Annotated in this window: 28 protein-coding genes and 1 tRNA gene; 9 read left to right on the forward strand and 20 right to left on the reverse strand. The window is 60.5% G+C overall.

Annotated elements, in window-relative coordinates; genetic code table 11:
* Positions 1-60: 60 nt before the first annotated feature.
* Positions 61-360 carry a hypothetical protein gene (locus ACZ7NC_RS15690; RefSeq protein WP_471488510.1) on the forward strand — a complete coding sequence of 100 codons (300 nt, stop codon included), beginning with the start codon at positions 61-63 and terminating at the stop codon, positions 358-360.
* On the opposite strand, the gene ACZ7NC_RS15695 is transcribed toward ACZ7NC_RS15690, so the two are convergent.
* Positions 353-1,294 (reverse strand): alpha/beta hydrolase, encoded by a 942-nt coding sequence (locus tag ACZ7NC_RS15695; protein WP_471488512.1) that lies wholly within the window; start codon positions 1,292-1,294, stop codon positions 353-355. The genes ACZ7NC_RS15690 and ACZ7NC_RS15695 overlap by 8 nt on opposite strands.
* Positions 1,295-1,461: 167 nt before the next feature.
* Between ACZ7NC_RS15695 and ACZ7NC_RS15700 the strand changes: the two genes are divergently transcribed.
* Positions 1,462-1,535, forward strand: a tRNA-Pro gene (locus tag ACZ7NC_RS15700).
* Positions 1,536-1,635: 100 nt separating this feature from the next.
* Here the strand turns inward: ACZ7NC_RS15700 and ACZ7NC_RS15705 are convergent.
* Complete coding sequence (locus tag ACZ7NC_RS15705) at positions 1,636-2,871, reverse strand: PP2C family protein-serine/threonine phosphatase (protein ID WP_471488514.1); 1,236 nt, start codon at positions 2,869-2,871, stop codon at positions 1,636-1,638.
* Between the two features lie 297 nt (positions 2,872-3,168).
* Between ACZ7NC_RS15705 and ACZ7NC_RS15710 the strand changes: the two genes are divergently transcribed.
* Positions 3,169-3,462: a hypothetical protein gene (locus ACZ7NC_RS15710; RefSeq protein ID WP_405593134.1), complete on the forward strand. Its 294-nt coding sequence runs from the start codon at positions 3,169-3,171 to the stop codon at positions 3,460-3,462.
* 91 nt (positions 3,463-3,553) lie between these two features.
* Here ACZ7NC_RS15710 and ACZ7NC_RS15715 read toward each other — a convergent pair whose 3' ends face one another.
* The 7 genes from ACZ7NC_RS15715 to ACZ7NC_RS15745 all read right to left on the reverse strand — a co-directional run bounded on the left by ACZ7NC_RS15715 (position 3,554) and on the right by ACZ7NC_RS15745 (position 10,230).
* Positions 3,554-4,753 carry a tyrosine-type recombinase/integrase gene (locus ACZ7NC_RS15715; protein WP_471488516.1) on the reverse strand — a complete coding sequence of 400 codons (1,200 nt, stop codon included), beginning with the start codon at positions 4,751-4,753 and terminating at the stop codon, positions 3,554-3,556.
* Positions 4,754-4,841: 88 nt separating this feature from the next.
* A complete protein-coding gene (locus ACZ7NC_RS15720; RefSeq protein ID WP_405593138.1) occupies positions 4,842-5,048 on the reverse strand; it encodes a helix-turn-helix domain-containing protein in 207 nt (68 codons plus the stop codon).
* A 1,514-nt stretch (positions 5,049-6,562) separates the two neighbouring features.
* A complete protein-coding gene (locus ACZ7NC_RS15725; protein WP_471488518.1) occupies positions 6,563-7,315 on the reverse strand; it encodes a ParA family protein in 753 nt (250 codons plus the stop codon).
* Between the two features lie 257 nt (positions 7,316-7,572).
* On the reverse strand, positions 7,573-8,316 hold the full coding sequence (locus ACZ7NC_RS15730; protein WP_471488520.1) for a protein kinase: 744 nt from the start codon (positions 8,314-8,316) through the stop codon (positions 7,573-7,575).
* 67 nt (positions 8,317-8,383) lie between these two features.
* Positions 8,384-9,274 carry a radical SAM/SPASM domain-containing protein gene (locus ACZ7NC_RS15735; protein WP_471488521.1) on the reverse strand — a complete coding sequence of 297 codons (891 nt, stop codon included), beginning with the start codon at positions 9,272-9,274 and terminating at the stop codon, positions 8,384-8,386.
* A gap of 348 nt (positions 9,275-9,622) precedes the next feature.
* Positions 9,623-9,835, reverse strand: coding sequence for a DUF7848 domain-containing protein (locus tag ACZ7NC_RS15740; RefSeq protein WP_471488523.1), 213 nt, complete (start codon positions 9,833-9,835; stop codon positions 9,623-9,625).
* 23 nt (positions 9,836-9,858) lie between these two features.
* Entirely contained in the window at positions 9,859-10,230 is a 372-nt protein-coding gene (locus ACZ7NC_RS15745; protein WP_471488525.1) for a hypothetical protein, read from the reverse strand.
* Positions 10,231-10,442: 212 nt separating this feature from the next.
* Here ACZ7NC_RS15745 and ACZ7NC_RS15750 point away from each other — a divergent pair, with 212 nt between their 5' ends.
* From ACZ7NC_RS15750 to ACZ7NC_RS15770, 5 genes are all read left to right on the forward strand, one after another.
* Positions 10,443-10,850 carry a hypothetical protein gene (locus ACZ7NC_RS15750; RefSeq protein ID WP_471488527.1) on the forward strand — a complete coding sequence of 136 codons (408 nt, stop codon included), beginning with the start codon at positions 10,443-10,445 and terminating at the stop codon, positions 10,848-10,850.
* Positions 10,822-11,346: a DUF6879 family protein gene (locus ACZ7NC_RS15755; RefSeq protein ID WP_471488529.1), complete on the forward strand. Its 525-nt coding sequence runs from the start codon at positions 10,822-10,824 to the stop codon at positions 11,344-11,346. The genes ACZ7NC_RS15750 and ACZ7NC_RS15755 overlap by 29 nt, the downstream gene beginning before the upstream one ends.
* A 7-nt stretch (positions 11,347-11,353) precedes the next feature.
* Entirely contained in the window at positions 11,354-12,208 is an 855-nt protein-coding gene (locus tag ACZ7NC_RS15760) for a helix-turn-helix domain-containing protein (RefSeq protein ID WP_471488531.1), read from the forward strand.
* A 12-nt stretch (positions 12,209-12,220) separates the two neighbouring features.
* Entirely contained in the window at positions 12,221-12,406 is a 186-nt protein-coding gene (locus tag ACZ7NC_RS15765; RefSeq protein WP_471488533.1) for a DUF397 domain-containing protein, read from the forward strand.
* A 450-nt stretch (positions 12,407-12,856) separates the two neighbouring features.
* Complete coding sequence (locus ACZ7NC_RS15770) at positions 12,857-13,243, forward strand: hypothetical protein (protein WP_471488535.1); 387 nt, start codon at positions 12,857-12,859, stop codon at positions 13,241-13,243.
* 276 nt (positions 13,244-13,519) lie between these two features.
* On the opposite strand, the gene ACZ7NC_RS15775 is transcribed toward ACZ7NC_RS15770, so the two are convergent.
* The 11 genes from ACZ7NC_RS15775 to ACZ7NC_RS15825 form a co-directional block, all read right to left on the reverse strand.
* Positions 13,520-13,933, reverse strand: coding sequence for a DUF6197 family protein (locus ACZ7NC_RS15775; RefSeq protein ID WP_471488537.1), 414 nt, complete (start codon positions 13,931-13,933; stop codon positions 13,520-13,522).
* A 383-nt stretch (positions 13,934-14,316) separates the two neighbouring features.
* On the reverse strand, positions 14,317-14,733 hold the full coding sequence (locus tag ACZ7NC_RS15780; protein WP_471488539.1) for a type II toxin-antitoxin system VapC family toxin: 417 nt from the start codon (positions 14,731-14,733) through the stop codon (positions 14,317-14,319).
* A gap of 224 nt (positions 14,734-14,957) precedes the next feature.
* Positions 14,958-16,463, reverse strand: coding sequence for a type IV secretory system conjugative DNA transfer family protein (locus tag ACZ7NC_RS15785; RefSeq protein WP_471488678.1), 1,506 nt, complete (start codon positions 16,461-16,463; stop codon positions 14,958-14,960).
* Between the two features lie 8 nt (positions 16,464-16,471).
* Positions 16,472-17,401 (reverse strand): replication-relaxation family protein, encoded by a 930-nt coding sequence (locus ACZ7NC_RS15790; protein WP_471488541.1) that lies wholly within the window; start codon positions 17,399-17,401, stop codon positions 16,472-16,474.
* A gap of 96 nt (positions 17,402-17,497) precedes the next feature.
* Positions 17,498-18,229 carry a hypothetical protein gene (locus ACZ7NC_RS15795; RefSeq protein WP_471488543.1) on the reverse strand — a complete coding sequence of 244 codons (732 nt, stop codon included), beginning with the start codon at positions 18,227-18,229 and terminating at the stop codon, positions 17,498-17,500.
* 114 nt (positions 18,230-18,343) lie between these two features.
* On the reverse strand, positions 18,344-20,518 hold the full coding sequence (locus ACZ7NC_RS15800) for a type IV secretory system conjugative DNA transfer family protein (RefSeq protein ID WP_471488545.1): 2,175 nt from the start codon (positions 20,516-20,518) through the stop codon (positions 18,344-18,346).
* 130 nt (positions 20,519-20,648) lie between these two features.
* Positions 20,649-21,284 carry a hypothetical protein gene (locus ACZ7NC_RS15805; protein ID WP_471488547.1) on the reverse strand — a complete coding sequence of 212 codons (636 nt, stop codon included), beginning with the start codon at positions 21,282-21,284 and terminating at the stop codon, positions 20,649-20,651.
* Between the two features lie 145 nt (positions 21,285-21,429).
* Entirely contained in the window at positions 21,430-22,458 is a 1,029-nt protein-coding gene (locus ACZ7NC_RS15810) for a single-stranded DNA-binding protein (RefSeq protein WP_471488549.1), read from the reverse strand.
* A 194-nt stretch (positions 22,459-22,652) separates the two neighbouring features.
* Entirely contained in the window at positions 22,653-23,000 is a 348-nt protein-coding gene (locus ACZ7NC_RS15815) for a hypothetical protein (protein ID WP_471488551.1), read from the reverse strand.
* Positions 23,001-23,165: 165 nt separating this feature from the next.
* Positions 23,166-24,917, reverse strand: a complete 1,752-nt coding sequence (locus ACZ7NC_RS15820) for a hypothetical protein (protein ID WP_471488553.1) — start codon at positions 24,915-24,917, stop codon at positions 23,166-23,168.
* A 40-nt stretch (positions 24,918-24,957) separates the two neighbouring features.
* The gene (locus ACZ7NC_RS15825; RefSeq protein ID WP_471488555.1) at positions 24,958-25,251 is read right to left on the reverse strand and encodes a hypothetical protein; all 294 of its coding nucleotides are present in this window, start codon (positions 25,249-25,251) and stop codon (positions 24,958-24,960) included.
* Between the two features lie 260 nt (positions 25,252-25,511).
* Between ACZ7NC_RS15825 and ACZ7NC_RS15830 the strand changes: the two genes are divergently transcribed.
* The gene (locus tag ACZ7NC_RS15830) at positions 25,512-26,081 is read left to right on the forward strand and encodes a DUF1353 domain-containing protein (RefSeq protein WP_471488557.1); all 570 of its coding nucleotides are present in this window, start codon (positions 25,512-25,514) and stop codon (positions 26,079-26,081) included.
* The last annotated feature ends 69 nt before the right edge of the window (positions 26,082-26,150 follow it).

Raw genomic sequence — 26,150 nt, forward strand, 5'->3', positions numbered from 1 at the left:
CGTGGCGGCTCTCGGTGCGCCGGGGGCAGGTGAGTTGACTGTTGAAGGGGGACGGGGGACGTGGTGGCGCTTCTTGCGGTGGTGGCGGTCGTCGGGTACATGGCTACGGCGGGCTTGCCGTGGTGGGTGGTCGCGGCCGTGGCGCTGCTGACGGCGGGATTCGCGGCGGGGGTGTCCGGGGGCCCGGTCCGAGGGGCCAGATGCACCGGCACGCCCGCCCCGGCCGATCAGCTCACGATCTCCTCGCCCGAGGACTGCCCGATGCCCCCGCCCATCTCGGTGAAAGCGGGTGCCCCAGGCCCGGACGACTGGGGCGTGAAGTCGTCGACCGACAGGGCGGAGAGCCGCGCTCTCAGCTGAAGCGCTGTTCCGCGGCCTCGCGCAGACGCCGCGCGATGACCGCGTAGACGGCCCGCGCCTTGTCGTCGTCGCTCCCGTCGTACCCGTGATCGGCGCCGCGCACGTCATGGTGCTCGACCAGCGCCCCCGCCGCGCGCAGCCGCTCGGCATACCGCTCGCCCTCGGTCCGGAGCAGGTCGTACTCCGCGGTGATCACCAGGGCCGGCGCGATGCCCTTCAGGTCCGCGGTGTCCGAGGGGTGCGCGGGCGATACGAGCGGGTCGTCGCGCCGCCGTACATCGGGGACGTACGACGTGTCGAAGACGTCGGCCATCCAGGGGCGCAGCATCGGCCTGGCGATGGCGGCGCGCTTGTCGCGGGCGCTCGTCGCCAGGTCGAGCGGCGGATAGTGCAGCACCTGCAGCGCGATCGGGGGCCCGCCTCCGTCGAGCGCCTGCCGTGCGACGGCCGCCGCGAGCCCGCCACCGGCGCTCTGCCCGCCCACGGTGAGCCGCTCACCGTCCCAGCCCTCCTCGGTACCGTGTTCCGCGACCCAACGGACGATCTCGTACGCCTGCCGGGGCGGCGCCGGGAAGGGGTGCTGCGGGGCGACCACGTAGTCCACGTTGATCACGACCACCCCCGCCTCGGCGGCGAGGAACCGACACAGCGGGTCGTCCGGCTCGGTCAGCCTCATGACGTAGCCGCCACCGTGGAAGTTGACGTGTACGGGCGGTACGGCGTCGCCCTTCTCGGGGAGATACACCGTCGCCCGTGCGGGCGCGACGGACGTGGGGATCGTCAACTCCCGTACCTTGCGCGGGAATTCGGGGAACCGGGCATGCGATGCCGCGGCGGAACCCCGGCCGCCGGAACGGCGATCCGCCATGGCGGTCGCCCGTTGCATCGCCTTGGCGGCGAACGCGGCCACCGCGGGCCGGGCCAGGAAGGACATGCGGCTCCGTTCGGTCGCGGCCTCGTTGGGCCTGCCCGTTACGAATCTCTTGAGTTAGGCAATTATAGATGGCAGCAATTATGGGTCAAGCCTTCGGGCCGGTGGCGCAAGACGCGCATGAGGTAGGGTTGACCCGCATGATCACGCGTCCACCGCGTGGCACGCATCGGGACGTGGCGCAGCTTGGTAGCGCACTTGACTGGGGGTCAAGGGGTCGCAGGTTCAAATCCTGTCGTCCCGACAGTTTGATGAACTGTCATCGCAGGTCAGGGCCTTGTTTTACTTCGGTGAGACGAGGCCCTTGATCGTTTTCGGGGCTCATGTCTCACAATTTCTCACGGTCACAGGCGGACAACAACGAGGGCGATGTCGTCCTGGCTGCCGCCGGTGACGCCCAGGTGGATCAGCAGTGCGTCGGCGAGTTCTTCCACCGGGAGGGTGCTGCACTGGGCGAGGGCATCGGTCAGCCGGGCCAGGCCAGTATCGATGTCTTCGCCGCGCCGCTCGATGAGCCCGTCGGTGTAGAGCACGAGGGTGTCCCCGCGGGCGTAGGACAGTCCGGCCTGAGGGCGGGGGACGTGATCGGGTCGAGCGCCCAGCGGCGGGTCGGTGGCCTGGTCCAGCAACTGCCAACTGCCGTCTGGATGAAGCAGTACCGGCGGAGGGTGACCGGCGTTGCTGTAGATGATCAGTCGACTGCGCGGATCGATGAGCACTTTGGCCACGGTGGTGGCCAGTGCGCCGTCGACCGCCCTGGCGTACAGGCCCAGTACCTCCAGGGCCTGTGCGGGGCTGGGAACGGCCCGGATGGCTGCGCTCAGGGCGCTGCGCAGCATGCCCATGACAGCGGCGGCCTCAAGGCCGTGGCCGACAACGTCCCCAACGGCGAGGGCGTAGCGGTCGGGCGGAAGATCGACCACGTCGTACCAGTCGCCGCACACGTTGAGTGATCCGAGGGCAGGCAAGTAGCGCACAGCGATATCCCGGTGCCTGTCCAAGTCGGGCGAGCGAAGCATGACTTCCTGCAGGGTGACGGCGATTTCACGTTCGCGGGCATGCGCCTGGCGCAGCTGCTCGTTCAGTTGTTCCAAATCGTGCGACCGGGCGTACACCAGGGCCGCGATCTCTGTTGCCTGCGTGCTCAGCGGCGGGGTGAGCTCACGGATGACGGGGGAGTGCATGAACTCGGTGACGTCGTCGGCCCGCGCGATGATCCACTTGACCGTGCCATCCGACCCCAGGACAGGGGTGGACATTCCGCACCACCACCGCTCCTCGAGTTCACCTGGGCGGTCGGCAATGGGAATGTCGAATCGCTTCGGTGCCACCACATCGGGCTCGCGGGAGTCCAGCACGCGCTGGAGTGAGGCGCCGAAGTCACGCGCCGCGGCAGGCGCAGCAGGAGTGTCCGGGAACGCCGCCAGGATGTACTGCCCGGCCAGTTCTTCGCGGGTCCTGCCGGTGACCTGGAGGTAGGCCCGGTTGGCGTAGTGGATCACCAGGTCGGCGTCCAGCACCAAGTACGGGTTCGGTGCGGCGTCGAACAGCTCCTCGAAATCGATCTCCGCTGTCGTCACGCGCGTGCCCTGCCGATCTTTACGAGCGCGACCGCTTTCATCTCCCAACCTACGAGCTATCCGCCGGGGGTGCGCACCGGACGACTACCGATACGAGATCCTCAGCCGAGCAACTCGCTGTGCCCGGCCCCAGGTCGAGACAACGGTGTCGGACACTCCGCTGTTGGCCATCCAGGACACATCACCAACCGCGGCGTGCCGCTAGAACATATCGGATCTTTTCGTATTAATCTCTGGTCATCGCACGAAGTCGATCTCTCACCGATCGCACCCCCCTTCGTTCCACCGGAGATGAACATGCACAAGCTTCGCAAGGCTGCCGTCGTGGTTGTCGCGCTCGGAAGTGCCGGACTGCTGAGCACCGGCACCGCCGCGGCCCACGGCAACGACGATCACGGCGGCAAGGGCGGAGGTCACTACAGCGTCCTGCAGAGCTCCAACTGCAAGTCGCACGACCTGAACCTCAACATCCTCGGCCAGGTCGGTATCCTCAACGGCCTGCTGGGCAACGCGCTCAACGGCGAGGGCGACGCGGGTGCGCAGAAGACCCACCAGGGCTCGACCATGGGCTGCAACAACAGCGCCTTCTAAGGCGTGCTTTAACAGCTGCTGCGGTATCGGGTTGGCCGTTCGGAATGATCACGGGCGGCCAACCAAATAAGGAAGTCGATGGCGATGCGCCCTAGCCCAGCAGCTCGCTCAGCTTCTCCGAGCCGGCCTTGAGACTCTGCGGGTCAGGGTGGACGTACACCCGCTTGGTGAAGGACAGGTCGCTGTGCCCGGCCCAGGCCGAGACGACGGTGTCAGGGACCCCGTTGTTGGCCATCCAGGACAGGCAGGCGTGGCGCGCGTCGTACAGACGGACCCGGCGGACGCCTGCTGCCTCCATCAGCTTCTGCGCCTCCCGACGAAGCTTGTCCGTCTTAAACGGTCTCCCCAGTTCATCGACGACCACATAGCCTGAGTCCTCGTAGGCCTCCCCTGCTTGCTCCTTCTCCTTGTCCTGAAGGGCACGCAACCCCACGAGCGCGCTGTGAACGGGCTTGGGCAGCGGCAAGGTCCGCTTGCCGTTGAGAGTCTTGGGCTTTTTCTCAACGACCTTGTTTCGTAGCCCCAGCTCCTGGCTTCGGTCGTAGACGATGGTTCGGGTATTGCCTACGGCAATGGTCCCTGAGCCTTGGAGGTCGACATCCTCTTTCCAGCGGGCACCGCATACTTCTGCGGGACGCTCGGCGATAAGGGTGAGGAGCATGGGGCCAAACAGCCGATTTTCCTTGCTCGCCTCGATGAAGGCCTTCACCTCGGCCTCGTCCCAGGGACGGCGCTCGGGTGTGTTTTGGGCTGCACGGGTGCGAGCCTCCCGGGATATTTGGACGTGCTCAGCGACGTTGCGGACCACCCATCCCCGGCGCACAGCCAGATTCAACGCCGAGCGAAAACGACCAAGCGTCAGCTGAACTGAGCGGGCACCCAAACCGGTGCCCGGCTTCCCTCCTCGCCGGCGTCCGCTGGTGACAAGCCAGTCGACGAACTCCTCGACATCCTCCTCGGTCAGCTGCTGCACCCGCTTGTACCCGAGGTGGTTGCGAACCGGGCGGACCGCATTGTCGTAATTAGAGGTCGTCGCCTCCTCAACATCCCGCGTTGCTGCCCGAAGCCAGATGTCCAACAGCTCGTTGACAGTCAGCTTGGTCGGGGCGACGTACTCGCCTGTTTTGGACTGGTGACGGATGCGGGCAAGCTCGTTGCGGGCTTCCGTCTTGGTATCAAAGGTCTTAGTAACCTGCCGACGCTTCCCGTCGGCTTTGCGAGGTCCATCCGTCACGAAGCGATACCGCACCGTGCCGTCCGCCAGCGTGATCTTCTTGATTGGGTCACCCACCGTGTCACCTGCTTGTCGGTTAACCCCCCAAGGCGGTGCTCAGAGTGTGAGCCTGACGCGGGACAAATACAACAGGCTCCCAAACCCCTTAGAGAGCTTCGAGGTACCGGATCAAGGAAGCCGTCAGTACCCGGTAGCGGCTGCCAAACGCCACAACCCGAAACGGCACCTCTTTCCGCTTGATCAACTCGTACAGATGCGACTTGGAGATCCCCAAGGCCAAAGCGGCCTGACACACATCAACCGTGGCTGCCCACGAGCGAATCTCATCAAGAGTGGGTTGCAAGGTGATCACTCCTCGGCGCCCGAGCCGCCGAGAGCGGCGATGGCGAACATTCCCAACAGACCGTTGGTGGAGATATGAGGATGCTCGGCTGCACAAGAAGAGGGTCAGCCTACTACCTCTATTTTATCTGGCCAGCCACCAAAACCCAAGGAATATCGAGCGAAAGGGGACACAAGGGGCAAGATTTTTGCGCCCTCGCCCTTCCGCCTCTTTTTACCGGGGCTCGACATATCACCGACAGAAGGCGAGAACGCCATCGTACGCTCCGCCGGGCAGGCCCCAATCCATCAGTCCCCTACTCGGGTACCGAGTCCGGCTCGGCTCTCGCGAAGCGACCAATCCGGTGATCGCACCGCGATCCGTTCTACCGCGTTAGCGGCTTATCGCCACCCGACGGAAGGAAGGTCTGGAAGGAATGCCGTCGGTGGCCACTGTGGCCCCCTTGGGGGGTGGACTCGGAACCATCACACACCCGAAGGGATCTGGGTCGTAGACCTTGTGTGGTGGTGGAGAGGACGGGGGGAGTCAGCCGCGCCACCGACCGCAGGAAGGTTGGTTTCCCCTCGCGGTGCGGCTGACTCCCCCCGTCCGATGACCACCCCGAACCCGCTGGTCAGCGGGCCATTCCTTCCAGCTACAACCGTCCGCAGGACGCTTCCACTCACCCTTATCTCGTGTACCGCCTGTCATACCGGCCTGAGGTGGTACGACACCCGACCTGCTCAAAACCGAGTACCGAAGATGAACGATCAAGATCGTGACTCACTACGAACCAGGCTCGTAGGCACGCACGCCGTTTTTGGCACGACGAGTAAACCCCCTAAGGTCCCCCTTGGCGGCTCCCCTATTTCCCGTTCTCTTGGCTCTCTCGTTCCCTTCGCTTCTCCTATCGACCTTCGGTCGATGAGGTAACTCAGATTGACTGGTAGTGAACCAGCGTCCTAGAAAGATCCAGTAAGTACTGGATCGATCGTGTTTGCTTTGGTCAGTCGGTCACTTCGATCACGGCAGGCTAGTCCGTCTTTATTCGCAAACCCCGCTAAGAGCGGGGGAGACGGCGGCTGCCTGGTCTGCTCTTTGATATAAGCAAATCGACAAGGGCCTTGCCTAGTTCCGTACGGGTCGTACGTCCCGTACGGAACGACCCGTACTAGGGGTACGGGGTACTAGGGGTACCGGTAGTACGGGGTAAGAAATGTCGAAGGGAAACTACTTTGGCGATTGGCGTCTTTGAAGGAGAAGCTTGTCGATTGCCTCGCGAACAAAAGCAGACATGCTACCCGCACCGCCCTGCCTTCTCTCGTCTAAGGAAAGCTGCTGCAGAGACTCGTACTGGTCTCGCCAGATATCAAACGGATGGCGCTGCTTCATTACGCGTTTGATAGGAGGTACCCCCAGTACGGGGCGTACTGGGGGTACCTCCCGTACGGGGGGTACGGGTAGTACGGGCTCGCTCTTCCTCTGGCGAAAGAACGCCGATTCCTCCAGGTCGTTTGTTATCGCATCAATGTTGAGAGTCTTGTTCATACTTCGAAAACCTCGCCGATCAACTTGTTGTAAGCGAGTGCTGCTGTCGAGCGGGGATTGAACGAAAAGGCATCCTGCCGGTTGAAATGCGCGTCGCGCAGATCCGTATTACGAGGGATCACCGTATTGAACACGGAACCGGTGTAGGTCTGGCGCAAAATCTGAAGCGACGTTTTGCTGTTGACGGTCGGATCACTCATGGTAAATAGGAAGCCGGCGAGCTCAAGCCGAGAGTTGAAGTACTCCTTTACCTCCTTGATCGTCTTGCTGATTTGAACAATCGAATCAAGCTCGAAGTAGCCGGGTGACACAACCACGATCACTTTATCGGAAGCCGTGAAAGCATTGATGGTGAGCCATGAGAGGGTAGGTGGGCAATCAATGAAGATGTAGTCGTAGTTGTCCTTGAGTGCATCAAGCTCTTTCTTAAGCCGTTCCTCTCTGTGATCTATCGCCGTTGTAAGCTCAACGTCTGTATTGGACAGCAAGATGTGAGAGGGAACAATTTCCAGATTGGGTACGCTCGTTGCGTGCGTTGGCAACGGGCTGCGCTCAAGGATCGTCGTAAAGACGGTCTGCTGTTTGGTTATGTGGGGATAGTTGTGAAGCAGTACCTTACTGCTGTTTGCCTGGGAATCGATATCTACAAGCAGAACACGCTTGCCCTTACGAGCTAATCCTGCTGCGAGAGATATTGTCGATGATGTCTTGCCGACACCGCCTTTCTGTGATGCGATGGAAATAACCATATTAAGTTAAATGGATCGAAAGCCTTAGAGCAGGTTGTTTCAATGCATTTCTTATTCTGTATCAGAATAGCGAAAAATGAATTGTCCTGTCAATAAGGAAATAAGGGGGAGAGATGTGCCGATGTGGATCACAGCTGCAAAAAGCCCCGCCCATGCGGCCACGGCGGCGGATACACGGGCGGGACGGTTTCTAGTCTAGTTCACCAAAGGACCTAGGTGCGAAAGGTCATTAAACGCAGCTGAGTTCGCGCCGCGCTTTAGGCCACCGTTACGCCACGGTTCACGGCCCAAGACTGAGCGGCTTCGGCCATGGCCCCGAGCCAGGACGCTTCAGGCTTGCGGGCAGCGAACGCCCGATACATACGCACGAAGGCAGCGGCGAACGCGTCGACCGCCCTTGGGTCCGCACTCGTCCATGACGGACTGCGGGACGCCCACGACTCGGCAGACTCTGGGCTGTGCCCGGCGGCGACGAGCTGAACGACGAACATAGCCGGATCGATGAACGCCGCTCCCCGAGTCGGCCAGGCCCAATCCACGGCCCACATATCCCGGACGCCGATCAGGAAGTTGCTCGGGTTGACGTCGGTGTGAAGCAGTGCGTCACCCTTGAACAGCTCGGCTTCGTGCTCGTCCCGAGCGAACCGGTCCCATCGGGTCTCGGACCAGTCCCGAGCCACCTCGGGCAGATCCAATTCCCCTAGGCGGCCCACCAGTTCGGCGACCTTGGGCAGATCCGGGGAGTTTGGCGCGAAGTCCGACAGGCGCCCGTTGACAGCTTCGAAGCCCAGGGCAACCCAGTGCTCGTCTTCCGTGTACCAGCGTAGAACGGGGGAGAGGGGGCGGACGAATGGATTGATCAGCATCTCGCGGGTGATGGAGTCCAGCCGGCCGCCAGGCCGGTTGCGGACGGCCTTGATGAAGAACGCCCCCTTCTCGCTGTCGACCAAGGCCGTGACGTCGGAGCTGAATCCGCGCGCGGTTCGCTCGATGCTGGTCACGTCGCCCACGTACGGACGGATCAGGGCCCGAATCTCTGATGCGGGAAGGGGGGTGCTCATAGGTCCCTCAGTTCTTCGGAGTGCACTCGCTCCCCGGAGTTCCCGGCGAGCACTCGTCGTCAGTGTCCGGCGTGCAGGCCTTCCCGTTGTCGAGCGAGCCGGGGCTCCGCAGCGCGCTGCGGATAGAGACATTGGCCCCGACCATGGCGGGACCGCTGAGGATATCGGCCAGCGGGGTTTCCTTGACGTTGCCGACGCTCAGCCACCCGGAGAAGACGCAGGGGGAGACGTCGCCCGTGGGGTTGATTGCTGCCCTGCCAGACCCGCACCGGCCGCACAGGTTGCTCGTGGACGGCGCCTCACCGTTGCCGCTGCGACCGAAGGGCCGGACGTGGTCCACGCGGACGTGCGTCACTCCCAGGGCCTCAAGCTCTTGCCGAGCTTCGCTGACCCGCTGAGCTTCGCTGCCCGCGATGACGCCGACGCGCACCGGGATGCCGCGCTGCACGGCTGCAACGATGTTCGCTCGCGTCCGGGCATGGCTGAGACGACCGGTCATCGCGTTGTACTGTGCCGGATCGTCGGAGTAATACGACGTAGCGAGGGTGAGCCCGTCCCGCTGGAAGAGTTCCCAGCACTCGGCCGAGACGTGTACCAAGTTGCTGTACACCTCGACGTTCAAGCCGAGGTTCAGCGCACGATCGACCAGGTTGGTGAAGTCGGGGTGCATGGTCGGCTCTCCGCCGATGTACTGGATACGGCGTACGCCGCAACCGGCGGCCTGTTCCAAAACGCTGGTCCAGTCTTCGCGGCTCATGGTGCCGTGGGAGCCGTCCGGCCCCGATGCGTTGTAGCACTGCATGCACTGAAGCTGACACTTTCGCGTCAGGTCCAGCCACAGAAGCTCGGGCACGGCAAGCTGTGTTTCTGCCGCCGCCGCTTGTACGAGGGTTGTCACAGTCGTACACCTCTCGCTGAGTGAACGGATTTGACCCGCGGCCTTGACCACGGGGTGGTGCGCTCGCCCCGGCGGGCGCTCGGGCTGTCCTGGACCGTGTTCCACCGGGGCGAGCAGGCCCGGCCCATCCGTCACGGGGGAACGCCGGACGGACGGGGAACTATGAGGCGGGACGTGCGTCCCACTGCTGTTGGTACTGGTGGATGTACTGACGGACGAAGTCACAGCAGGCCTCGCAGGCGAAGGCCGGGGCCGTCTCACCGCCGTGCTCAACCGGGCCTATCCAGACCACCATCTGATCGCCTCGGCGACAGAGGAGGCACCAGCCGGGGACTAACGGCCTGCGCCTCATAACTTTGGCTCCACAAGCACGTAGTCGGTGACGCTGCTCTTGAAGCGGTTGTGCCCTGTACCGGCGCGATGTACGGCCATCCACAGGTTCGCTGCCTTCTCGGTGCCCAAGTCGCCCGAGGACGCGCCGCACTCCTCTTCATCGCCTGACACGCAGACCGCAGCCCAGGTCACTTCCCCGATGGGGTCCCGGTTGATCGTGTAGTCCACGAAGCGGAAGACCGACCTGACAGTCATTGGGCCTGCGCCTCGCTCTTCGCCACGTAGACCCGCAACAGGGCAAAGGTGATGGTCGCCAGCTCGCCCATGAACGCAAAGGCGTCATAGGCAGACGTGGCCGGCGCAGGGCGGTTGGACAGCTCAAGCTTCTTGTACGCCTGGCGGTACACCTCCATCACCTCGTCGTCCTGGTCGGCCCCCAGGTCCACGGCAAGTAGCTCTCTCAGGTGACTGATGAGGTCATTGGTCCTCGCGTCGATATCCGCTCGGGTTGACCTGCTCAGCTCCATGAGCTGAACGACGGTGATGGTGTCCCTGAACCAGTCAACTTCGAGAGACGAACCGTCGATGCCGGTCGTGGGGCTTCCTTCGGTCACGCTCGTCACCACGCTTCTCCCTCCGCTGTCCATGACCCCAACCAATGAAGACCGCAAACGGCCTCGGTTGCTTAGGTCCGAACACGAACGTAGAGCGGCTGTCACCCAAGTCCCAAGAAGATTGCGCCAGTTTGCAGCAGGTCGTTTGACGGTCTCGAACGCGTCACCGACCATCAACGTGTCGCGCAAATCGGTGCAAGGCAGCGGACGGGAGAGCAACCATGAAGCTACGGTTCCTTGGGAAGAACTCCACTCCTGGAGACAGCCCCACCCTGTACGCCAGCGATCAGGACAGCTACGTCGTCCAAGGCTGGAAGATCTATGCCCAGGACTTGCTCATGCAGCTGGACGTACCGGAGGGTCAGACAGCCGTTGAGGTGCCGACCGAACTCTTCGAGCACCTGACCAAGGACGGTCTCACGTCCGGCGAGATCAAGAAGTTCGAGGCCCCGATCACGCTTGTCACGGAGCAAGGCACGTGCATCGTGCAGGGTCTGATGATGCGTGACGCGGAGGCCCTGAGCCAGATGTGCTTGCCCGACTATGAAGATTGCATCGAGGTCCCCAAGTCCTCGATCATGGCCCTGCTGGAGGAAAACAGTGGACCTGATCACCCCCGCACAGCGTGACGAGCTGTTCAACAGCTTCGAGCGTGACGCGTTCCACCTGGAGCTGCGGGACGACTACGGGTCACCCGTCGAGGACACTCCGTACGCCCGCTGGCAGCGGGGTGAGGCAGATGACTACGCCTGGCTCGACCCATGGATGAGGCTCATGAAGCGGGTCACGGGCGAAGGGAAGACGGTGCGGCGTGTCCGGGTGATCAGTGAACCTCACTCCGAGTACGTCACGTGGGAGCACTCGCTGACCGGTCTCAACCTTGAGGCCGGCGAGGACATCAGGTGGCTACCGCGGCACCAGCTGCCCGAGGACATCGGGTTCCCAGTAGGAGGGAACGACTGGTGGCTCTACGACGATCGGCTCCTCGCGGTGGGCCATTTCGACCCCGAGGGCCGGGTACTGGGATCAGAAGTGGTTGAGAAGCCCGGCGTTGTAGCCGAGTGCGTCCGCCTGCGCGACCTTCTCTGGTCCATCGCCATCCCACACGCCGAGTACAAGCCCTGATCCATCAGTGAGCAACCAAGCACAAGAAGCACGAGAGGCACTGGGTGCCCGGCTTCGCGGGTTCCGTAAGGACGCGGGATTCGCGAGCGGCCGGGCATTCGCCCTTGCCACCAGGTGGGCCGAATCCAAGGTCTCTCGCATTGAGAACGGGAAGCAGAACGCCAGTGAGGAGGACATCCACACTTGGTGCACCGCTACGAACAAACAGGACCAGATCGATGATCTGATCGCGACTGTGCGCCACATCGACGAGCTGTGGCTCGAATGGCGGCGGCAGTTCCAGGGTGGAGCAGAGAAGCGGCAGAGCAAGGCCATACCCGTCTACGCCAAGACCAAGGTTTTCCGCATCTGGCACCCGACGCTCGTGTGGGGAACGCTCCAAACCTCAGAGTACGCCGCGGCAACCTTCAGACAGGTTGTGGACTTCTTCGACATTCCCGACGATACGGAAGCAGCAACGGCCAAAAGGCTTGAGCGGCAGCAATACCTCTATCAGGGCAATCGAATATTCAACGTACTCCTTGCCGAGCAGGCCCTCTACACGAACTTCGGCGGTCCGGAGGTAATGAAGGGGCAGCTCGATCGGCTGTTGGCCGTGATGAGGCTGGCGCGACTGAGCCTGGGCATCATCCCCAGGTCTGCGCCCGTACATATCTGGCCTGGCAACTCCTTCTCGATGTTCGATGACAAACTCGTCCTCGTTGAAACGTACTCCGCGGAGTTCTCCGTCACACAACCCCGCGAAATCGAGCTGTACGCCAAGGCGTTCGCCCTCTTGCAGCAGTCGGCGGTGTACGGAACGGCCGTCCGAGACCTCATCTTCACTGCAATCCAACACTTCGACCGGATGCCAACCGACTAGGAGATCACAACCTTGAAGATCCAACCGAACTGGCGGACCAGCTCGTACACGTCAAACGACAACTGCGTCGAGGTGGCAGACAACGACCCCACTATGGTGCGCGTCCGGGACACCAAGCATCGAGAGTGTGGACGCATGGACCTCCGGCCGGCCAGCTGGGCGCGCTTCGTGGCGTTCACGAAGCGGCTGCCGCTGTAGCAAACCTCGCTCTGCATCAACCGGCTTGTCGGCCTGAGACTCTGGCCGGTGGCCTGTAGCGCGCGCTGGGAGTCGGGTCGGCCGTAGGACGTGCGCGCCGTACAGGCGGCACGCCAAACCCGTCAAAGCCCGAGACACGGTCGGCCATGTTCCATTAGCATGTCTCCGGCATCATTTTGCCTAAACTGCGTAAAGCGGACACGGGGGACAAAATGGACCAAAGTGTTTTAATGGTCGTTGCTTCCATCATCGTGGCTCTCGGGGGAGCGGCAGTAGCCCTGAGAATCTCTTTCAATAGGAGAAACGAGACGCGGGGAGACGGCAATACTGCAAGGTCTGTGAGGGTGCGCGGCCGGGGAAACATCACGGCAGGCCGCGATATATCCGGAAGCGGGAACAGCTCCGAACCTCGGTCGGCAGAGTCCAGTCAGCAAAACGAGACCGACTGACATGGAGCCAGTCCAGGTCAACGTTTCCGGTGCCGGGAACGTCACCGCAGGTAGAGACATCTTCCTCCATGGTGACGTCTACACCATCGAGAGTGCAGAGAAGGCTCTAAGTAAAGCCGACAAGAGTGACATCGTTGAAGCTGTAGTGGCAGGGGTACGCAACGGCTACATCGCGCCCGCCGTCGCGACGCAGATTGCAGGTGGAGCCCCCGCCAGCCGCCGGGCGGGATCCTGGGGCGTACTCGTATGGCCCGGCATGATCGTTGCATTCATGCTAGTGGCCGCACTGTCTCAAGTGAACGTGGACTGGTTGGAGACCAGGAACTATTTGATCACCGGTGGTCTGGTATGGCTGGCATGGGTGTCAGTGAAACGGGGCTGGTGGTAGCTCCCTCCAAGGGGCAACCAGGGGTCCGCACTGCGGGCAGGGTTCTTACGCTCTTGGCGCGCTGCGCGTACTTGTGCCATGCCTATAACCGCGGCGAGCACCCGGCAGGTTCCTCGGCCTGAGGCTTTGGCCGGTGGCCTGCATCGTGGTGGGAGCGGGAAGGCCGTACGCTCGCCAGCGGATCGGGCAGCAGTACAGCTGCCCTTTAGTGTCCGATTCGGTCTTCCCGCGTCGGGCCCCACCACGAGGGAGGTGGGTAAAGCCTCAGGGCCACGCTCATGTTCGGATCGGTTGGTTCCACGCCGGCCAGTCCTGTGCAGCCTGGCGCAAAGCGCGGGCAACGTCCTCGGCTGTGGTATCCCGGTCGTCGTTCCAACTTGAGACGTCCCAGATGGCGCAGTTACGCCGTACCCAGCGAAGGAAGTAGTTCTGGGCCTGAAGGCAATGGGCGTACTGCTCATCGAAGTTGGGGGTCGAGAGGGCAAACTCCATAACTGTGCCCCAGACGGCCCGGTCGATGGCACCTGCGGCAGAAACCGGAGCAGACCTGCCGGCCTCCTCTACGGGCTGGATCCAGGGAGAGTCAGCAGCCAGATCCCCGGGACGCGGCCAGGCAAACGAGCCGAACTTGTTGTGTCCATTGCGATCGATGATCGCAGCTGCCTTGCGCAGCACCTCGTCAGGGGCCATCGAGTGCCTCCCATGCGAGAAGGGTAGGACCACGATACGCCTTATGGGACAAAAGAGAAGGGGAGGAGAAGACGGCACGACCCATATGCAGCGCGCAACGCCATCGAGGCTACAAAAATGCAGACGCCTCAACTACGGGACTCTATATGACGTTGCAGGTCTCTGATAGCTTCAAAACTCCGCCGTGGAACATTTCTTCTGCGACATGGGGCCTGTGGAGAGACCTCAGCTATGGGATACCCCTTCCTCTTCCTTTGACGTCATGATGCCGCGGTTTGCCTGCGCGTCAAGGACTTCGCAAGCCGGCTCCGCCGGCCCTTGACCCGAGAGGCAAGCCCGCAAGAGACCGTCAATTAAGGGAGGGAAGGGAAAGTGGTCAGAACCTAAGTGATGATGTGGTACCCAAGGCGAGCGAACGCCTTGTCAAGGCCGAAGATTTCCAAAGTCCCATACTCGTCGCACGATGCCATGACGACACAGTCAGTGTGACTAACAGATCCGGAAACCTCTGCAAACAACTTCAATGACGCCAGCAGCGACGAGGAGCTGATGTTGTTGAGGATCGTGAAGTGATCGGATAGTTCTTCGGCTACACGTACAGCCGCTTCATGGCCCATTATGCGACCTAGGATATTAAGCAGCTCCAGGTAGACCGCCACTGGAATGAGCATGGTGCCGCGACGATCGCGAAGGCGCTCTGCGGCTGCTACAGCTATATCGTGATTGCTGTCTAGTGGATGAAACAGGGAGACGAGCCCGCTTGTATCCGCAATGATGATGTGTGGGCTACTTTCCTCCATACAGGTAGTCGTCGATTCGGGAAGACAGATCGGTAGGCCCTGTGACCTTCAGCTCTTTGCCAAGCTTGGCGAGACGCAAGAGTGCATCCCCGAGGGTCTCCCTCGGCATAGTGCGAACAACTTGAGCGCTGGCGCGCAGTTCACGTCTGAGCTGTTCGGAGTGTTCAATATTTATAGGTGCATGCAGCATACATCTTGCTTATAGCATATTTGATGCAGGGGAGTCAACGTCTGCCTTTCCTTCTGGAATAGGCAAAGACGGTCCCGGCAGACGAAGAGACCGATTTTCTCCGTGCTCTTGGCCTACGGCCGGTCGAGCTTGAGGATGCAGCGGCCTGCGTGGTGGTCACGAGAGGGGCCTCGACGCTGGGCGGCTCGAAGTAGCGGTCAAGGTAGTACTGCTCGATCTCGGCGAGGGCTCCGGGTGGCTCGGTGAGCTTGGGCAGTGTGGGAGTCGTGACCTTGCGTACCTCGTCACTCGGGAGTCGGATGAATGCCTGGCCGACCCGGAGTTGCTGGATGGACTGGACTTGTCGCTCCCACTGTTCCTGGAGGGCGTAGTACGTCGGATGCGTGCGCTCCTCGGCGGCGTGGTCGGTGACGATGTGCTTGACGGCGTCAGGATCGACGGTGCCGAAGAGGCGGGCCGAGTGCTCGGCGTCGGGTCTTCCGGCTTTGAGGATGACCTCCATTCCGACGTTCTGAAGGGCTCCCTTGAGCCGGTCTGATGCCTGGCTCCAGTTCTGGTGCGCCATGACGCAGAACAGGTTGTACTTGCGGGTCTCCGAGAGCATGCGGGTGAGACTCTCCTCGCTCTGGGCCATGAACTGTGAGAACTCGTCCAGGATCAGAAAGTGCGGGGCACGGCCAGGTCCTGCGGCCCGGACGTTGGCCCGGCTGAGTGCCGCGGTCTCCATGCCCACGGTGAGCAGGCACCCAAAGAGCCGGCGGGCATCCGGTGAGGCGACTGCCAGGTTGACGATGAGGGACGTGCCCGAGTCGATGATGGTCCGGAAGTCCAGGACGTTTCGCTCATTGCCCAGGGCGTAGCGGAGGATGGGGGAGAGGGTCAGAAGATCTGCCCGGTTGAGTGTCGACTCCTTCATCCGGGGCGCGTCCCTGCCCCACTGATCCATGCGCAGCTTGAAAAAGCGGATCACCTGCGGATCGGCAACGCGGGTCAAGAGCTCGTCGCGGAGCGCCTTGTCCGTCAGCAGATCCGAAAGACGGGTGAGCGGGAATCCTGCCTCGCGCAGTGCCACGACCGAGTGCTTGAGGATGTTCTCAAACGTCGGTGCGCCATGGGCCAGCTCGGGCCAGGCGCGGCGGGCTGCCTCGGCAACGTGCTCGGCCATCGCATGGTCGTCGTAGGGCTGGGCGAGGAAGTTAAACGGCAGGTACCGCCCCTCAACGGCCGCCGCCGGTACGTCCAGATACATGAGCCGGGCTCGCTGCTCCGGGGTGGCAAGCTGGCCGGCCTGGACGAGATGGGCCAGGACCAATTGGGCCAGGTCGCCGTGCGGATCGATGAGGGTGACGGGCTGGCCTGCCATATAAAGGGAGAGAAAGAGCGAAGCGAGGAAGTAGCTCTTGCCCGATCCCGTCTTGCCCAAGACGTGCATGTGGACGCGGGCCTCATTGAGCGGCAGGTAGAGCGTTCGGGGGAAAAGCCAGCTGCGGTACGTACCAAGCGGGATGCGCGGGACTCGTTGGGCAGGAAAGAGTCTCATGGCGCTGGTTAGCCGGTCTGCCCCTCCTCTGGCAGGTCGAGCAGGCTCACGGCGTGGCCCTGGCCGGCTGGGTACCAACAAGGGCTGAAGAACAGCTCGAAGGGATCAGCCGCAACCGGGGACGCCTCGGTGAAGAGGAAAATGTCAGCCAGCTCCGCCTTGCCGATGTCCTCAAGCTCCTCACCTGTCCAGGCGCTGAGCCGTTCACGCCGCGCCGTACTTGGGGCTGCAACGGCCACGGTGAGGTTGTCGGCCTCGAAGGCCCGGCGATACGGGCCCTCGGCCCAGGCCGTGAGGGCCGCGATCTTGCGGCGCCAGTGCTTCTGGCCCTCCGTGGCCCGGTCAAGCTCCAACGCGACGGCCACCGCGGGCTCGTCCTGGGCCTTCAACTCAAACCACGCGTCAGGAATGACGGCGACGCGAGGAGCATCAGGGCGACCAGCCGGTTGCACTCGGACACCGCTTCGCTTGAGCTGGCGCTCATTGAGCAGGCGTGGCATCGAAACCCGGAACCTGCGACACAGGCTCTCGGCGGCAACCAGAACGTCCACGGCTGCAAGGGTGTGCTCCATGAACGGGTTGTCCCGCGCCTTGGCCCGCTCCTCAGACGGTCGGTAGTACGAGCTGGCAAGCAGGTCGCCCCGACCCGAGACAAAGCGCCGGCCCCGGTCCGCCAGGGTGAAGACGTGCGGGGCTGAGCCAATGCGAGGTGTGGGTAGCTCGCGGAGTCTGAGGAGGTAGCCGGCCTCGGCCAGGCTACGAAGGCGGCGCTGCACGTAGCGGTTACTGTCATGCTGGTTGGGATAGAGGAGACGTCCCACCTGGGCGGCGGTCATGTACTGAAAGCGGTTGATAGCGCGGAGAATCTCCTCGTCCACGGCACCGATACGAAGCGGGCCGACCGACGAGACAGCGGAAACATGAAGTGAGTCGTTCATTGAGCCACTTTGCCAAACGGGCGTGAGAACTCGAATGTCAAGCCGTAAGACTCCCGTAAGAGAACGAATTTTGACTCGCAGCCCGCGCGGACCGTGTCAGGGGATAGGTGGCGTCAGACAATAGCGCGCGTAGTAAGAGTACGCCTGAGGAGGTGCGGCGAGCTCGTTCTGTGAGATGAACTCCATCATCTTCTCAAAGAGCCCGTTGCTGTATTCAGCCCAAGCGACATACCGTCCCACGGGCGTCGACTTCCAGTCCATATAAGCCACGTCTATGTTCGTACGCACTGTCTCCACTGTAAGATCAGCAAAGAAATTGTTGGGTGGATTCAGCTCCTGCTGCTTCTCCGGTGTTAGGGCGGTCCACGCTTGCTCGCACGCAAACTCCTTTATGTAGTCCTCGGCGTCTTTCTTGAGACTCTCGCTAAGAGTTATCCACTCCGCGTCGTCGGGCGTTATATGGGGTGGTCGGGAGCCATCAGCCAGGGTGGCGGCGGTCTGGGGTATTGCTACTTGGCTTTCTGACTGCCTGATAGCAGTTTCCAACCTAATTCGAGCGGCCTCAGCTGCTTCCCGCGCGGCGATCTCTTCGCTCGATAGATTGCCTGGCACAGCGTCCAACTTGGTCGACACCTCATCCAGTTTTTCCCTAAGCACAGAAATCTCGCTGCTGTTTGGAGAGTCAGGCACAGTCGCGATCAGCTGATCCGCTTGCCCGCGGAGCGATTTCAAGGAGTTCAGGAGACTCTCACCACCGCCACATGCACTGCCGATAACGATGAACGAGAGTATCGCTAGAAAGAGGGTGAAAAGCCGGTACCTGGTCATAGCGCACAACCCCTGGCTAGGACTTAATCAGCCACTATCCGACATGATGCCCAACGGAATACTGCGCGACTTGCTTCTCTCTCTATTTTACGCTGCCACATGGAAGTCGGCACCTCAGCCAGAGGGCTTTCTGGGGGACCTCCTGCCGATCGGCGGCTCTGGATCCGCGTCGGCAGGCTTTGTTGGTGGTGAGCTGTGTGGCCCGAAGAGGCGCATACGCCTGTCCCGGATCTCCGCCTCAACAGCCTCACGCGGGGTCCCAAACGCCTTGATGCTGCGAACTTTCAGGGCGCTAGTAGCCTTCTGCTCAATACGCTGGCGTTTCTCCCGTCGGTCAGATTCCCTGATCTGCTCGGCGATCCGCTTAAAATCGGCGTCGCCGAGCGAAGGGAATTCGGTCCCATGCCCGACAATCACTGGCTTCCTCCCCTTCCCGGAGGCGAACTGGGATAGAAGATCGTTCGCCACGTTCGCCACCTCCTCCAGTGATGGAGGCGGCGGATGGAGGTTCTTGCCTGGAGGGGAGAGCCGGACGCGAGAAACCTGTACCGGATCGGTACGCAGTCGGACGTACGCAAAGTAGTTAGGGAGTCCCTTGATGGCGTTCGATAGCTCGTCCTGGGCGTCATGGATAAGTTGGGCGGGCCGTGCATTTCGGCCATGGATGGGCACATAGATTGGTCGTTCGGTGAGTAGACTGCAAAGGGTGTAGATTCCTTTCACAAAATTTGGGCCGCGGCTTGCTTTCTCAATAAGTTCCGTGTCGATTATTACCTGACTCAAAAGAACCTGGAGTGAAAGTTGGAGACGAGCAGAAGTAAGTTGCAGCTCAACACCGTCGTTCGCGCTCTCTTCGGAGCCCGCCCAATCAACATAAAGGTAGGGGCTGATATGTTGGACGATGACGGCTAGCCGATTAACAAAATCACCGTACTGATGCGTGACTGGAACTTTCCCCATCATTACATCGACAAGTAGGTCGTTTATAAGCCTCATCACCTCCTGGAATTCCTTGACCGTTACCTGGTAGGGGGTCCAAATCATGCCATCACGATGTACAGGGCTGGCACGTCCAAAACCTTCATCGGCATCGATGAACTTCTGCAGGGGGACGAGGATTCGCCGAGTCAGAGTTTGAACTTCATCGGATTCATGCGCACCCGCAAGGAGCTGCTTTACGGGGGAGAGTGAAATGTTACGAGCTGGCTCCTCGGCGGGACGTGGCTCAACCTTGACGTCTCTTGCGAAGGCATCAGCTTCTTCGCCCGTTGCCGGATGGAAGCAAATAAGCGTCCCTGCTTGAAACTCCGCGTCCTCGTTTCCTGCTCCTCTGACGTCTCCTCTGGACTGGTGAGCAACGGTTAGGCTGACTTCGTACTTCCGGATGTCTGTAAAGAGCTTTGCTGTGGTCGGCGTCGCGTAACGGCCGTACTCATCCAAGTACAGATGAACGCGGTTACGCCTCTCTTTAGATGAGCCGGCGCGCTGAAAAATAAGCCTGGCGATCAGAGACACGAACAAGTTACCCAAAAACTTGCTCTCAAGCTCTGAACCATGACCACCTATCGGAAGGCTCACCAGGAGGGCCTGTCCCGGTGTATCCATTACCCACTTGAGCGGTACTGTGGTCTTGGATTGGCCGACGATGTTAGACATCGTCTCTGAACCCAGGAAGCGGTTAAGCCTGTTACGAAGGGCAGCGTTGCGGCTCGCCTTATCTCTGGCACTGAGATTGTTGTATTCCGCCCATGAAGCGATGAGTGCCCTGCTGGTAAGGTTTCGAGTCAGTCTCTCGCGTGTGGCCTTGTCGCCGATTAGGTCGAGTGTCTCCGCAAGGGTGGTGCCCTCATTGGCGAGAAGCGTGCGGATGATGAGATCCAGGTCGTGATCGAGTTGTGGTCGGAATTCGGCCTCACCCTCGAACATCCGCTTAAAGAGCAGGAGAATCTCAGGTGCCACGATATCTATCGTCTCTTGCGAGCGATTAGGCAGTTCCAGGAGGTTCAAACCAAAGGGCAGATTGCGCCAAACCTCCAAGAAGTGCACTCGGTCTTTGGTCGCAGCAGGCGTCTTGAGTACGATGCCTTCGATTAGGTCACCATGCGCGTCGATGACGATGCAGGATGTGCCCGCCTTGATGTCGGCAAGGATCATGTTCTCAAGGAGTGTTGACTTGCCAGTGCCGGTCGCTCCGAGGATGGTCACATGCTGCGTACGGATAGCGTCCGGTAGGTAGACGGGGCTACCGGCCTCGTCTGTGCCGAGGAGGAAGTCGTCACGAGGGCCCACAGCAGGCCCTTCCTTCTGTCGTGGCCTGAATCAAAGGGGGCGTGAAACGCCTGTACTCCCAGGGTAGTCCGAAGAGCTTGGATTGGCTCAACTGTGAGGGGACAGGTACCCGTTCAGCAAAGAGAAGGGGTCAGCGTGCTGCCGCCGCGGAACGCTCAATCGAGCGAGTGACATCAGCGTCCCGCTCAGCGTTCTGAGCCTTACTATCGGGGAAATTTCGCTCTAGGGCATCAAGCGCCGGCTGGAGTGGTATCCACTGCTGCGACTTGTCGTAGGCAAGTCCTGTGCGCTCCGTCAAGGATTGGACAAGTTCCGCACCCTTATACCCCACCCAAATTCCGTTGCCACCACGCTCCGTACTGTGAGTCCCCCACGTCTTCACCTCTTGCAGCGCCCAATCGATGGTTCTTCCTTGCTCCATCGCGCTGAGACGAGGATACGCAAGCAGGGTATAGGCAGCTGTCGCCGCAGCCAGATCAGCGTAACCTTCCGGGTACGCGTCCGGATGGCTTAAGGAAGGCTCTGCCACACCCGCCTCCCGCTGCTTCAACCAAGCGTTATGTGCGCCCACTCCGAGATCGTGCATGTCTTCAAGCAAAATTCCTTCTGGGGTCTTGTTCGCGCTGTCGGCAGCTCGCAAGTCGGGTGAGCCTTTTTCTTGCGTAACATGCTGAAGTTCGCCAGCCACGTAGGGCAGCAGGTTCTTTGCACCCTCGGAGGACAATACGGACTCAACAGGCAGCCGCTCGATCTGCTGGAATTCCACCTCTTTGCTGTCTGGTTGTTGTCCTTCTCCTCCTTCTGACATATATAGCTGTTTTTCTCATATTTGACATATGGGTGTCAAGATGCAAAAAAGGGACGACGGGGTTACGTCGTGCCAAATTGGATCGCCAAGCACAATGGCTTGCTCAGTGTCGCGTTACCGCAACTGAGTAGATCTCCTGCGCTGTCTTGGTCGTGCCGTCTCTGCCCTGGTATTCCCGTTCGTGGAGGTAGCCCACGACCTCGATCTCGTTTCCCTTGACCAGCTCGCCGGCCTCGGTGCGGGTCTTGAGTGCTGCGGCGTGTTCACCGAAGGCCACGATGTTGTGCCACTTGGTCGTGCCGTCATCGAGATGGACGGCCAGAGGGAACTTGCCAACGAGCTTGCCGCCCGCGGTTTCCCGCATAGTGGGGGTCCGTCCCAGCCGACCAACCAGCTTGACTCGCTGACGCTCGGCCTCCTTCGTCTCCGCCGCGGGCGTCTCGCTCTCGGTAGTGGCCTGGTCCCGCGCCCTTGCGCGGACAGCAGCTCGGTCGAGTGGGTGCTCATCCTGAGGCTGAAGCCTGAGGCCGGCCTTTGTGTCCGCACGCACCTTGGGCGCGGACTGGAGATGACCGTTGGACGTTGGATTGGGCTCTGAGGCGACAACACCCTGCACCATCGGGCGAACATCAGGGAAGGCGCCAAGTGCCCGGGATGGTTGGGGCTTCTCCGGAGGTTTGGCAGCTTGCGCCGTGACAGGCGGCTCGTCGTCCTGGGCCGGGGCCTGGACTGCCTCATGGCGCGTGATGATCTGCTCGGTGTCTTCCAGATCCTGTGGGAGTCCATCGATTGCAGCAGGGCCGGCATCGACCTGGTAGCCAAACGTCAGGCCGCCATCGGGATGCAGGGCCATCGAGGAATGCTCATGGTCTGAGTCCTTGCGCAGGAAGACGATGCCCTCGCCCTCGACGCGGGGCACCATGTCGCCGAACAGCTCGATGCGAGCGCCCTTGGTGGTGATCCGGGAGACGCCTCGCTCGGGGAAAGTGTCGAGGCTTAGGAAGGTGCCGTTGCTTCGCACCTGGAAGTGCTGTCCCTCGCCGTAAGCGGGATCGGTCACCGGGCACGCCTCGGTGCCGAGTGCCTTCGCGACGGCTTGTGTATCAAATGTAGATCTTGCTCGTTCTGCCATATGAGAACGGATTATACGAGGCAAGACACAGGAAAGATGTTAGCTAGCTTACCGAAAATGGAAACAAAGCCAGAAATGCCTTGACGTTTGATTGCATGGGGATACAGTCCGACGCGACGAGAATCAAATAGGATTCTTGATCTCACCTGCAATGAATGAGAACTGTCGATCACTGAGCGCTGAATCGGATATTTTCAGCCTCTGCTTGAATCCTGCTCTGCTTCCGGAGATGGGGATACGGAGGAACCATTTTCAGGGAAGGCCTGGCGGTGAAAACTCGCAACCTCGGATTCGGCCAGCTGTATTTGCTGATCCAGTAGCGAAATGAAACGGCTTGCTTGCCTTTTCTTTTCGTCAGGAGGGAGCTGGTGGTACTCTGGGCCAATATTAGCTGGAGTGGCCAACAAGTCGCCGGAGGGGGCGGCACTATCAATGAAGTACGCGTTCCTCATGCCGCCAGGAAGTTCAGCTGTCAGCAAGTCGCGCACCTCTTCAGAAGTACCATGCTTGAAGTCATGCTGAGCCCATTCAGTCTCAGTCATTGGCTTCTCCTTCCGTGCTTTTCTGGCTCTAGGCAAAACCCACCTGTTTAATCGCTCAGTTGGCATAAATTTGATTGATAGTACTCCATTTTTCGTTGAATGTCAATAGTTTGTTTTGATGGTCAAGGGACACTTTCGTTGGCCGCGCAATGGCATCTTTTCCGCTCATGACACGTACTCAAGGTTGCGCCTCTTGATGATCCGCATATACCTAGTCATGCGCACTATGAACACCATAAGCAGAGCTACCGTCAACATAATGGCCACTAGGCTCAAGATCACCCACCATACATTGAGGTGATTCCAGTGCCAGGCCCCCCCAAAGAAGGACAAGGTCCACGTCGGTTTGTTGATCCAGCTGTTTGCATACAGCAGAACGCTGGCAAAGAGCACAGTTATCACGCCGATGAGCCCGCCTCGTGCGCTCATCGAGGCCCTCAGGACACTTTCGCGATCTGCAGTAAAACCCAGCCACGATATAAGCACCGCCAGAAGCGTCAGTAGGAAACCTGGAAGAGCAACGGTGGGTTCCTTGAGTGCGGGATGACCTGGGCTCAATATCGTGAAACCGGCAACGAAAATCGTCATCAGCGAGCTGGCCAGTGCTGCCATACCCAAGACACCTGGTGGAACCTCTGTGTATCGAACCACGCTCAGAAGTCTTTTCGTGGGTGGCTCAGTGGCCAGGCCTCGCACGTACAGGTGGCTATAAGGAACACCAGTAGGCTCCTCAATCCTGACATCAATTTGCGAGCTCGGTGGGAAGATCCGTGCATCAATCGGCCGGTATTCGGACGAACGGCCTCCTTGTTGGTGTCGGTACAACAAAGCGTGTTCCGTGACATATTGGTCAGCGGGCCCATTGATCCTGAGGTGGTACGCACGGGCAAGAAAAGGCAACCATAGGAAAGCGTAGATCGTCTGGGGGCCCGCGCCAAACATCAGGCGCGCAAGAGAGTACCACCGACTCTCTACATCTCCTGAGTGCATCCGCGGCGACCTGCCTATTCTCCAAACCAAGGGAAGCGTCCTCGTATACTGCACTATGCAGCGAGAATAGGCTTTAGTCTCCACCAGTATAAGGTAATGCTTGGCAAGCAAGTGACACAGCCGCGTCAGTCTATTATGTTGCGGTTCACTGAACGTTGCCGGAGCGCGGCTCGCAGCCGACTTCATTTCAAGCAAGATCTTGTCTGCCTGTGCGACATCAAATACCGCAACCTGCCAAACAAGACGAAGAAGACCTTGGAGATACTGCTGCTCGAATGTACCCGGGGCAGGCCGGCCCCCGGCTAGATAGGCATCGCTGAACAGGGATTGGACTACCAATGCAAGTACTGCTTTGGTTTGCCCCTGGCTGACTCGAGAAATTGGCTTTCCTTCACGGTCTTCTAGTCGCAGCCTGGGGACAAAGGACCCTTTCTGTACCCAAACTGCCGGTATTAGCAAGGTCTTGCCATGTACTACTCCTGGAGCATTGATGGTAAGCATTGTTTGTATCTCGGCGCTTTGATGCTTAACTTCTGCGTCTACTACAACTCGTTCGATGTATTTGACAGGCGCTGTAACTATTCCTGCAACGAGGGGAATTATTTCCTCGCTGTGTTGTGGATCTGCCGCACTTTCGTCCCGGAGGAAGTCGCGGAGTGCGAGCGCAGCAGAGAGTCGCGCTGAAGGGGTGATCTCCACGGGATCAAGCGCGGGAGAGGCAAGGTCGGGATGAATCAATCGATGTCTTTTCCTAGCGGCATATATGAAACCGGTGATCGCTGCAGGAGCTCCGAGAAGGGCCGCTTCCCAGCGCAGCGACTTTATGCCGTTGAGACCGAGGAGGTTGTCGATGCAGGCGAACGCGACCATGAACAGAAAGAGTGCGGCACACACCCATTTCACTACGAGCCACGTGGTCGGCTTCATGATTGCATCACCTCGCCGCGCATGCTCGGCGACTAAGCGCTCAGGTGTTAGGCCCTGTCTTGGTTTCCGTCTCATCCTGCTGAAAGGGTTTCACTGTAGCCGCGACGGCACTCTGGGCTGTGTTCGTGGCAGCTCGGACTCCAAAGTAAGCCGTAGATATCGCTGTTATCGCAGTGAAGGCGCTGGTAAGAATGGCGACCGCCTGAGAGTCGTCGTCTACATTCAACGCAACAAGAATCGCGGCCAGTGCGATACCGATATCGCCGAGAAGAACAACAACCAGGCCAGTCCAAGCGCGAGTCGTCTGAACCTTCTTGATGTCTTTGCTCAGCATGGGGTCCTCCAGCCCGCACCGGCAGTAGGCAAGCTGATGGGGTCTTTAGGGCATCCCCCCGGCGGAGTTGCGACGCGCTGCTTCCAGCGTTGCACCAGTCACTGGAAGCCGCATCTCGAACACCGGTTTGCTGAATAACAAACAATTGAATCGGTAATTATCGATGGCGGGTTACGCGAGCACCCGCTGAAGATGCAACGAAGAAGAGAGGGTCTTACGCTTGGATGCGCAGTCTGTGTTCGAGGGGAGAGGACAGGGCCATGCCGTTCGTGCAGGCAGACATTCAAGTCGCCCAGATAAACGACAGAGAGTGGCGGCTACTGCAACCCCTCGTCTATGCAGGTGCCAGTGATCTGTTCACGGTACCTGGGGGAGGTGAGGGCTTTGTCACCGACTTCGCATCCGTACCGCGGATCTTCGTCTGGCTTTTCCCTACCTACGGTCGGTATACCAAGGCCGCGATTCTCCATGACTTTCTATGCCGCAATCCATCGCTGATCGGTCGCGCTGACGCAGATGGTGTATTCCGCCGAGCCATGCTTGAGCTGGAAGTACCCTTCCTGCGTCGATGGATCATGTGGTCCGCAGTGCGCAGCGGCTCGCTCCTGCGAGGCATCAAGCCGAGGGAATTTCCAGTCTGGTTCCTTGTCGCGATCCTGTCGCTGGTGTTCCTGGTGCTTCCTGGAATCGTGCTGATCATATGGCTGGGACTCTATGGGCTTATCGAATGGATCTCCTTCGGCTTCCTGAAGCTGTTCAGCCGGCGACGACGGGTCAATCAGCCGCATGTCCTGCAGTTGGTCAGGGTCCCTTCTAGCGGCTCCCATTGAGCGCCCTTCACGGTCCTCGCCTCTACGAGCCTGTGATGGCCTCGGGAGGGGCCTCCCGAAGTGGCCGTA

It is taken from the genome of Streptomyces sp. NPDC111802 (assembly GCF_055634335.1).

What these genes read in the sequence shown, in the direction of transcription:
- ACZ7NC_RS15725 (WP_471488518.1), bottom strand. Translation starts at nt 7,315, where the DNA reads ATGGTTATTTCCATCGCATCACAGAAAGGCGGTGTCGGCAAGACATCA.
- ACZ7NC_RS15790 (WP_471488541.1), bottom strand. Translation starts at nt 17,401, where the DNA reads ATGAACGACTCACTTCATGTTTCCGCTGTCTCGTCGGTCGGCCCGCTT.
- ACZ7NC_RS15815 (WP_471488551.1), bottom strand. Translation starts at nt 23,000, where the DNA reads ATGACTGAGACTGAATGGGCTCAGCATGACTTCAAGCATGGTACTTCT.
- ACZ7NC_RS15825 (WP_471488555.1), bottom strand. Translation starts at nt 25,251, where the DNA reads ATGCTGAGCAAAGACATCAAGAAGGTTCAGACGACTCGCGCTTGGACT.
- ACZ7NC_RS15820 (WP_471488553.1), bottom strand. Translation starts at nt 24,917, where the DNA reads ATGAAGCCGACCACGTGGCTCGTAGTGAAATGGGTGTGTGCCGCACTC.
- ACZ7NC_RS15750 (WP_471488527.1), top strand. Translation starts at nt 10,443, where the DNA reads ATGAAGCTACGGTTCCTTGGGAAGAACTCCACTCCTGGAGACAGCCCC.
- ACZ7NC_RS15695 (WP_471488512.1), bottom strand. Translation starts at nt 1,294, where the DNA reads ATGTCCTTCCTGGCCCGGCCCGCGGTGGCCGCGTTCGCCGCCAAGGCG.
- ACZ7NC_RS15830 (WP_471488557.1), top strand. Translation starts at nt 25,512, where the DNA reads ATGCCGTTCGTGCAGGCAGACATTCAAGTCGCCCAGATAAACGACAGA.
- ACZ7NC_RS15770 (WP_471488535.1), top strand. Translation starts at nt 12,857, where the DNA reads ATGGAGCCAGTCCAGGTCAACGTTTCCGGTGCCGGGAACGTCACCGCA.
- ACZ7NC_RS15795 (WP_471488543.1), bottom strand. Translation starts at nt 18,229, where the DNA reads ATGACCAGGTACCGGCTTTTCACCCTCTTTCTAGCGATACTCTCGTTC.
- ACZ7NC_RS15775 (WP_471488537.1), bottom strand. Translation starts at nt 13,933, where the DNA reads ATGGCCCCTGACGAGGTGCTGCGCAAGGCAGCTGCGATCATCGATCGC.
- ACZ7NC_RS15810 (WP_471488549.1), bottom strand. Translation starts at nt 22,458, where the DNA reads ATGGCAGAACGAGCAAGATCTACATTTGATACACAAGCCGTCGCGAAG.
- ACZ7NC_RS15785 (WP_471488678.1), bottom strand. Translation starts at nt 16,463, where the DNA reads ATGAGACTCTTTCCTGCCCAACGAGTCCCGCGCATCCCGCTTGGTACG.
- ACZ7NC_RS15780 (WP_471488539.1), bottom strand. Translation starts at nt 14,733, where the DNA reads ATGGAGGAAAGTAGCCCACACATCATCATTGCGGATACAAGCGGGCTC.
- ACZ7NC_RS15710 (WP_405593134.1), top strand. Translation starts at nt 3,169, where the DNA reads ATGCACAAGCTTCGCAAGGCTGCCGTCGTGGTTGTCGCGCTCGGAAGT.